At 63.4% G+C, this 2,693-nt stretch carries 3 protein-coding genes and 1 pseudogene; 3 read left to right on the forward strand and 1 reads right to left on the reverse strand.

Going from position 1 to position 2,693, the window contains the following annotated elements; translation table 11 throughout:
- The 3 genes from ACEW8G_RS12095 to ribB form a co-directional block, all read left to right on the forward strand.
- Positions 1–354, forward strand: a 354-nt coding sequence (locus ACEW8G_RS12095; protein WP_373488672.1) for a RibD family protein, incomplete at its 5' end; no start/stop codon positions are given.
- A 33-nt stretch (positions 355–387) separates the two neighbouring features.
- Complete coding sequence (locus tag ACEW8G_RS12100; RefSeq protein ID WP_373488673.1) at positions 388–1,002, forward strand: riboflavin synthase; 615 nt, start codon at positions 388–390, stop codon at positions 1,000–1,002.
- A gap of 71 nt (positions 1,003–1,073) precedes the next feature.
- The gene (ribB, locus tag ACEW8G_RS12105; protein WP_373488674.1) at positions 1,074–2,354 is read left to right on the forward strand and encodes a 3,4-dihydroxy-2-butanone-4-phosphate synthase; all 1,281 of its coding nucleotides are present in this window, start codon (positions 1,074–1,076) and stop codon (positions 2,352–2,354) included.
- A 6-nt stretch (positions 2,355–2,360) separates the two neighbouring features.
- Here ribB and ACEW8G_RS12110 read toward each other — a convergent pair.
- Positions 2,361–2,693: pseudogene (locus tag ACEW8G_RS12110) on the reverse strand (bifunctional uridylyltransferase/uridylyl-removing protein); the annotation flags it as partial.

The raw sequence follows: 2,693 nt of genomic DNA on the forward strand, positions 1-2,693 counted from the left end.
GCCGGACTTGAATCGCGTAGCCCGCAGCGTGTCGTGCTCAGCCACAAGCTCGCGCCGGAGGGCTGGACAGGCATCGGTGCGCCTGAGGAGATCGCCACGCTCGCCGGGGTCGATTGGCTTTTGGTCGAGGGCGGCGCGGAGACCGCTGCGGCGTTTCTGCGCGCCGGGCTGGTGGACCAGCTGCTGCTCTATCGCGCGCCCAACCTGCTTGGTGCGGGCATGGCGGCGCTGGGCGATATCGGGCTGGCCGATCTTGCCGCTGCGCATCGCAGGTGGCGGCTGACCGACACGCGGATGCTTGGCATTGACCGGATGGAAAGCTACCAGCGCATAGACGCGGCGTATCTGGCATAAGCTCCCGCAGTCCAAAGCAAGGCAGGATTACGCATGTTCACCGGCATCATCACCGACATCGGCACCATCACCAGCGTCGAACAGCGCGGCGACCTGAACGCCCGGATCAGCTGCGGCTATGCGATGGATGGCGTCGCCATTGGCGCATCGATTGCCTGCTCGGGCGCGTGCCTGACCGTAACCGGCAAGGGCGATGACTGGTTTGCGGTCGATATCAGCGCCGAGACGCTGGCCAAAACCGCGCCCGGCCGCTGGACACAAGGCGGCCGTCTCAACCTTGAGCGGGCGCTCAAGATCGGCGATGAGCTCGGCGGGCATATCGTCACCGGCCATGTCGATGGGGTGGGGCGAGTTGTGGATGTCGCACCGGTGGGCGATTCGACCAGCCTCACCATTGCCGCCCCCGCGGCGCTTGCCGGATATATTGTTGAAAAAGGCTCGATCACCATCGATGGAGTCTCGCTGACGGTCAACAGCCATGAAGATCAGGCCGATGGCGCGCTGCATTTCGGGCTGAACATCATTCCGCACACCGCATCGGTGACCAGCCTGGGCGCGCTGCAGGTGGGCGATCCGGTCAATCTGGAGATTGATGTGCTGGCGCGTTACCTGATGCGCATGAAGCAGGTTTCCAACATCAGCGTGTGATCGCCAGATTGACAATCACACGCTGATGTGAGATTTCCGCAGACAGAGACCATCTGCGGGAGTGTTAATCCATGTCGACCCAATTGATCGAACGGATCGTGGACCTTATTGAATCGGGGCAGGAAAGCCGTGCCGGGCTGGCGCGCGCGGCCGGGTTGCACGCAAATTCGCTGCGCAAGCTGGGCGAGGCGGACTGGAACCCAACGGCAGACACGCTCGGCAAGCTTGAACGCTATCTGTCGCGCGATCCGGCGGGTGTGATGGCGAGCGCCGAGGAAATCATCAACGAGGCGCGCAATGGCCGGATGTACATTCTGGTCGATGATGAGGACCGCGAGAACGAGGGCGACCTGATCATCCCCGCGCAGATGGCAACGCCCGACGCGATCAACTTCATGGCCAAGTACGGGCGCGGGCTGATCTGCCTGGCGCTCTCAAAGCAACGCGTTGACCAGCTCGGCCTCAACCTGATGGCGCGGCACAACGGCACCCGGCACGAAACCGCGTTCACCGTCTCGATCGAGGCGCGCACCGGGGTCACCACCGGGATCAGCGCGGCCGACCGTGCGCGCACCGTCACTGTCGCGATTGACGCCAGCAAGGGGGCAGACGAGATTGTCACCCCCGGCCATGTCTTCCCGCTGGTCGCACGTGAAGGCGGCGTGCTGGTCCGCGCCGGGCACACCGAGGCAGCGGTTGATGTGTCGCGGCTCGCGGGGCTCAACCCTTCGGGTGTGATCTGCGAGATCATGAACGATGATGGCACCATGGCGCGGCTCGATGACCTGATCGAGTTTGCGCACGTCCATGGCCTCAAGATCGGCACCATCCGCGATCTCATCGCGTACCGCCGCTGCCATGACCATCTGGTTGAAAAGCGCGCCGAGGCCCGTTTCAACAGCCGCTGGGGCGGCGACTGGAAAGTGCTGACCTATTACAACAAGGCGACGCGCGATGAGCAGCTGGTGCTGCAAAAAGGCCATGTCGATCCCGACAAGCCCACTTTGGTGCGGATGCATGTCGCCAACTATTTCTCTGACATGTTCGGCGAATCGGGTCCGCGCGCCAATCTGCTGCCGCGCGCGATGGAGATGATCGGCGAGCAGGGCGCTGGCGTGGTTGTGCTGCTCAACCGCCACGCCCCCGATGGCATGAGCCGGGCGATCCGCAAGATGGCGGGTGAAGCCGTGCCCGATATGGAGGAGCTGCGCGATTATGGCGTTGGCGCACAGATTTTGACCGAGCTTGGGGTGCACGATATGGTACTGCTCACCAATTCGCATCACAGTCTGGTGGGGCTTGACGGCTATGGCCTGTCGATCGTCGGCGAACGCGCGATTGCAGTGGATTGAACGAGGTTATTCGGCAGCGACCGCTGCTTGCTCAGCCTCTTCTGATGCTGCTGCCAGCAACCGCTTTTCCAGCGTTCTCAACCGCGCCTTGCTGTCTACCTTCCCGCCCAGCAGGTCGGTAACATAAAAGGTATCGACCGCGCGCTCGCCATAGGTCGCGACATGCGCGCTGTGCACGATCAGCTTCTGGTCGAACAGCGCGAAGGCGAGCCGGTAGAGCAGCGCGGGGCGATCACGCGCGTTGACCTCGATCACCGTAAAGCGGTTCGATGCCTTGTTGTTGACCAGCACCAGCGGCGCGATGTCGAACGCATCGGCGCGCGGACGCGCGGCCGGGCG

The organism is Blastomonas sp. (assembly GCF_041747255.1).
In the GTDB taxonomy this organism is placed as follows: Bacteria; Pseudomonadota; Alphaproteobacteria; order Sphingomonadales; family Sphingomonadaceae; genus Blastomonas.